Raw genomic sequence first — 4,831 nt, 5'->3', positions numbered from 1 at the left:
CGGGGCGCCGCAGGCATAAACGGTCGCGTGAAGTTTTTGCTGTTTGCTTGGGCTTGGATGCCCAAAACAAACTCTCGCAAAAATAGCGACTCCCCTACGCTCATCGGCTCGCTTGAATTAAAGGGTGTGGTGCCCAATCTTTCTGACATCAAATCATCGATGGATATTCTTGGTGCAAGAATGTCATCAGTTGTAAATAATCCCGTGCAGAATAGCATAGAAGCTCTTGTTGAAGAGCTGCCATCTGTATTTCAGGCCCGTGTAATGGATGTTTCAGTGATGTGTGCAAATGCACTTGAGTCAATAGATGGGAGGTATTGTAATACAAGGTGGGGTTTGTGTTTTGATGAGCTTGAGATATCACCAAAATGGCTGCGTGAAGAGTTGCTTGGTTCAACGCGTAGCATTGATCAAAGGTTTGTCTTGAAGCTAACGTGGAGCCCAATTTTACCGCAAGGACATGAGGCGGACCCAGAGAGTACGCAAGATTTTGATTCGATTAGATTATGGTACTCACATATCGTAGACGCTCATGATTTTTGTAATGAGCTGGCAACTCGAGCCATTCAGGGGCGTCTCGGAGTTAAGAACGTTACTGCTGAAGATTTGCTGGGTTCGTCGTTGTATGCAAGGGAGGAGCGAGTTGGAGCAGACTCAAAGAAAATGGGTGCTGTATATGAAAGGAGCGGAAATTACTATGATGCAATGAAGAATCTTGCAAGTTTTGATGAGTCGTTTTCGCTTGTATTAAAAGAACATGGTTTGGATCCATGTGATCCGTATACTGAGTCGATTGAACTGCGTGATAAGTTGTTAAGAAAAATTAAACCGATTGTGTTGTTGCGAGAAACGTTTTTAAATAGGAAGGGAAAGCGTTCGCGAAAAAGACCAGCGCTATATGCCGGGAAAGAAGTTGCGTTTGCTATGAGTGAGGGAAATCCTAGGAGGCTGTTGAATTTAATAAATGACCTAATTGATTTGGGTGTTAAGGGTGAGTGGCGTGATATTGACTTAAGCAATGTAAGTAGCGAGTCACCAATTGTTGTATTTCAATCTCAAGCAAAAATATTGTCTGCGGCATCTAATAATTTTTTAATGTCGATTAGAGCGATACCCTGTAATAGAGAGAATAGCGCAGAGAACAGTCTTTACTCCTTGGTTGACCGTATCGGTAAATATCTTCATTCAAGGTTGTTCTCAAATGACTTTCCTGTGGATGTTAACGGTAGTTTTAGAGTTGAAGAAGATGTGGACGAGGCTCTTTCTTCATTGCTCAAAACGGGGCTTGATCGTGGTGCGTTTGTGTATGTTGGGGCTTCGCAGCAAGATGTTCCAACAAAAGTAGAAAGTTCTAGGCTTAGGCTTAGTTTTATGTTGTCTCCATCGTATAGGGTTCTCATGAGGAATGATCCGCCAGCATCTCTCTATACATGTATAAGTGCGTCACCTGATGATAGCAACCAAATGGTTCTTGAGTTATGAATATTTTTAGTGTGTCAGACAATATTGAGAATAGAGTCGAAAGCGAGAGGTATGATCTATTCATTACCGCATCTGGGTATGAGTCTCGCTCAAGATATGTGGCGGAAAATTACAAGCCTTCTTCAGAAAGATGCGTTGTTTTAGGATTTGAAGAGCACAGGGAGTCATGTGCTCGTAGTATAAATGATGAATTTTATAGGAATAACAACTTTGATTATAGATGTGTTTCTGGTAATCACTCTCTGAAGGCAGAGCGTATATACAATCGGCTAGTTACAGGCATTACTAATAAGGAAATAAAAGTATTGGTTGATGTTACAAGTATGACCAGGTCTTGGTATGGGGGAATTATAAAGTCGATGATTGCTTCAGAATCTATTGACAGGATTGAAGTGGATTTTGTGTATTCACCGGCGAGATATACAGCAAGCATAGATGCTTATCCTCCGAATGAGGTTGTTGGTCATGTGGCAGGATTTTCCGCAATTTCTCTGCCTGACCTTCCGTCTGTGCTGATCATTGGGATTGGTAAAGAGAAAGGTAGGGCTGTCGGTTTGTGTGGGTACTTAGATCCGTCTCGAACTATTGCGTTTATACCTCAAAGTGGAATTGATGTTCGTTATGATGATGAAGCTATTGAGGGCAATAGTGATGTTCTAAAGCATATAAGTGAAGAAGATATTTATTATTACTCTGTTACTGATCCACTAAACGCAATCAAGAAATTGGAATCTGTTGTGCTTGGGTGTAAGAGAGAATGGAGGCCTGTGCTTGCTACGTTTGGCCCGAAGATATTCGGGCTATGCTGCTTTTTGGTCGCTAGTCAGTATCGAGATGTAAGCGTCTGGCGAGTTAGTGCAGCGACAAGCGAAGATCCTGTTGATCGTCAAGCAGCTGGTGTGATTACTGGTTTAAGTACGGTCTGGTTGGCATAGAAGTGATGTGCTTTGTTGAGGGTTGATAAATAAGTGGGGTCAGATGAAACTTAGTTCTTGATACTCCATTTTCATCAGTAATTTTTCAAAAACCGGGTCAGAGATAGATTGTTTCTAATATTGGAAAGTTGTGATCTTTGGTCTTAACTGGTCATCGATAAATATCTCGCGATTGGTAGTTCAGTTACTTCTGTGTTGCTCTTAATTCGCTCGAGATTCCCCATTGCAATCTTTGCATCCTTCTTCGGTGTCTTTTGACTCTTTTTAATAAACCCATGCAGTAGCGCAATATCGTTGTGTGGGGTTTTTGTAAACATGATTCGTGCTGACTCTTTGCTGCAATCGACGCGAAGTTTGTAGATGGTTCCTTTGTAGCCCCAAATCTTTGGCTTCAGTATCTTCAGGCTGTTGCTCATGAAGATCTCATTGGCCTCACTATATGCCTGAAGCTTTTTGCAGATGGCGGCGGCGAGCTCTTCGGAAACACTGTTTAAAAATGCTTCGAACGCTGATGGGCCATTCTTCTCTTGTATGGTGAGTATTTTCATGTGGAAAAATATGACGTATTCAAGGCAAGTAGCCCGGATGAAGTATAACGCAATCCGGGTTGACCAAAATCTAACCCCGGATTCTGCTTCGCGTCATCCGGGCTACATGACTGCTTGATGCGGAAGGGTTTAGCACTCTTTTCAAAATGGGGTTGGATGAAACTGTGCGCCACAGGTGATGAAGTCGGTGTTATGCCTCCGATTACAGGTTGCAATGCTTAGTTGTGAGAAGTGTTGTAGAAAGAGTTTGTTAAGTGGTTTATAAAAGTGCTGGTGAGTAGAGGCTCACGGCTCAAATAAGAATAAGAGAATCAGGAAGGGAAATGGATAGCGATTTGGATATCGACGAACTCAGCGAGTTTCACCGCATTGTCATGGATAACAGTGCCATGTGGCTCAATGTGCTGGATAAAGATGCCAGGGGGTTATGTGGAACCGGCCGGCGGAGAAGATCGGCGGCTACAGCCGGGAGGAGGTGCTTGGCCGTAACGATATCTGGGAGCTGCTCTACCCGATGAGGCCTACCGCAACTACGTCTTCTCGCGAGCAATGGATATCATCGAGCAGGGACTGGCGGTAGAGAACTTTGAGACCACCATCCACTGCAAGAACGGCAGTGAGCGCGTCCTCTCCTGGAACTCACACGATCTGAAGGATGCTGATGGCGAGGTGATTGGTTCGCTGGCGCTGGCGAAAGACATTACCGACATGCACCACAGTCAGGAGGAGCTTAAGCATGCGCTGCAGCAGGCTGAGTCGGCCAGCAAGGCTAAGGATCAGTTCATCGCCGCCACCAGCCACAAGATTCGTACTCCGATCACCGCCATCCTCGGCATAATCGACCTGCTGGCGAAAACGGAGCTCTCTGATAAACAACGTGAGCACCTTGATGTGGCTCGCACCGCCACTAACATTCTCAGCACCACCATGGAGGATGTGCTCGACGTGGCGCGGCTCAAGGGTGGTCAGTACCAGCTTGATGAGAGAGAGGAGGCGCTCAGCTCATCGCTCGAGGATATCGCCACCATTCTCGGCAACGATGCGCGTAACAAGGGGTTGGCGTTCCATGCCGAGATTGGTAGTGAGTTGCCCGAGCGGATCATTGTCGACCACGCGCGTCTCCATCAGATATTGATGAATCTGGGCTATAACGCCATCAAGTTTACCGAGCAGGGGGCTGTCACCCTGCGTGCCCATCTGGACGAGGAGCGGCCCGATGTTCTGCGTCTCACCGTCAGCGATACCGGTATAGGTATCCCGGACGAGAAGATCACCTCCATCTTCGAGCCCTATGAGCAGGCCGACAACTCCATGTCACGCAAACATGGCGGCCTCGGGCTGGGGCTTGCGATCGTCGCCCAGCTGATCGACCTGATGGGAGGCGATATCGAGGTCTCGAGCGTCATAGATGTCGGCACCATCATTACCGTCGAGCTACCTTTCACCGTAGGAGCATCGGAGCACAATGGCGAGGCGGAGACCGATTCGGCGAGCAAGGGCGGCGAGCAGCGCTCGCTGCGTATCCTGTTGGCCGAGGACAATCACCTCAACGTCATTGTCATCACCTCATTTTTCGATGAGATGCCCCATGCGCTGGAGGTGGCGGTCAACGGCAGGAAAGCGGTGGAGCACTATCAAGAAGAGCACTACGACCTGGTGCTGATGGATATCCAGATGCCAGAGCTCGATGGCAACAGCGCCATGCAGCAGATACGTGTGATCGAGCAGGACGAGGGGCGTAACGCCAGCCACATCATCGCGCTGACCGCCGCTGACCGCCATGGATAGCGAAGCGAAGGCGGTTAGTCCGCGATAGTCGACGCCGTCTGCATATTCGTAGTTGAGAGCGCGAGCGAACGACGAAGA

At 47.2% G+C, this 4,831-nt stretch carries 4 protein-coding genes; 3 read left to right on the top strand and 1 reads right to left on the bottom strand.

Features of this window, described 5'->3' with window-relative positions:
• The coding region (locus BOW52_RS16105; RefSeq protein ID WP_236725789.1) for an ORC-CDC6 family AAA ATPase at positions 1 to 1,482 on the top strand (1,482 nt) is incomplete at its 5' end.
• Positions 1,479 to 2,417 (top strand): hypothetical protein, encoded by a 939-nt coding sequence (locus tag BOW52_RS16100; protein ID WP_078485105.1) that lies wholly within the window; start codon positions 1,479 to 1,481, stop codon positions 2,415 to 2,417. The genes BOW52_RS16105 and BOW52_RS16100, both read left to right, overlap by 4 nt.
• 143 nt (positions 2,418 to 2,560) lie before the next feature.
• Here BOW52_RS16100 and BOW52_RS16095 read toward each other — a convergent pair whose 3' ends face one another.
• Entirely contained in the window at positions 2,561 to 2,965 is a 405-nt protein-coding gene (locus tag BOW52_RS16095; protein WP_078485104.1) for a type II toxin-antitoxin system RelE/ParE family toxin, read from the bottom strand.
• Between the two features lie 549 nt (positions 2,966 to 3,514).
• On the opposite strand from BOW52_RS16095, the gene BOW52_RS16090 reads away from it, so the two are divergent.
• Positions 3,515 to 4,753: an ATP-binding protein gene (locus BOW52_RS16090; protein ID WP_078485103.1), complete on the top strand. Its 1,239-nt coding sequence runs from the start codon at positions 3,515 to 3,517 to the stop codon at positions 4,751 to 4,753.
• Positions 4,754 to 4,831 lie beyond the last annotated feature (78 nt).

Source organism: Solemya pervernicosa gill symbiont (genome assembly GCF_002020875.1).
Lineage (GTDB): Bacteria > Pseudomonadota > Gammaproteobacteria.
The sequence above is the reverse complement of the archived record's forward strand: the minus strand, read 5'-3'. Positions and strand labels throughout refer to the sequence as shown.

Bases quoted from the DNA above. Each gene is read 5' to 3' on its own strand.
- BOW52_RS16100 (WP_078485105.1), top strand. From the start codon at position 1,479: ATGAATATTTTTAGTGTGTCAGACAATATTGAGAATAGAGTCGAAAGC.
- BOW52_RS16095 (WP_078485104.1), bottom strand. From the start codon at position 2,965: ATGAAAATACTCACCATACAAGAGAAGAATGGCCCATCAGCGTTCGAA.
- BOW52_RS16090 (WP_078485103.1), top strand. From the start codon at position 3,515: ATGGATATCATCGAGCAGGGACTGGCGGTAGAGAACTTTGAGACCACC.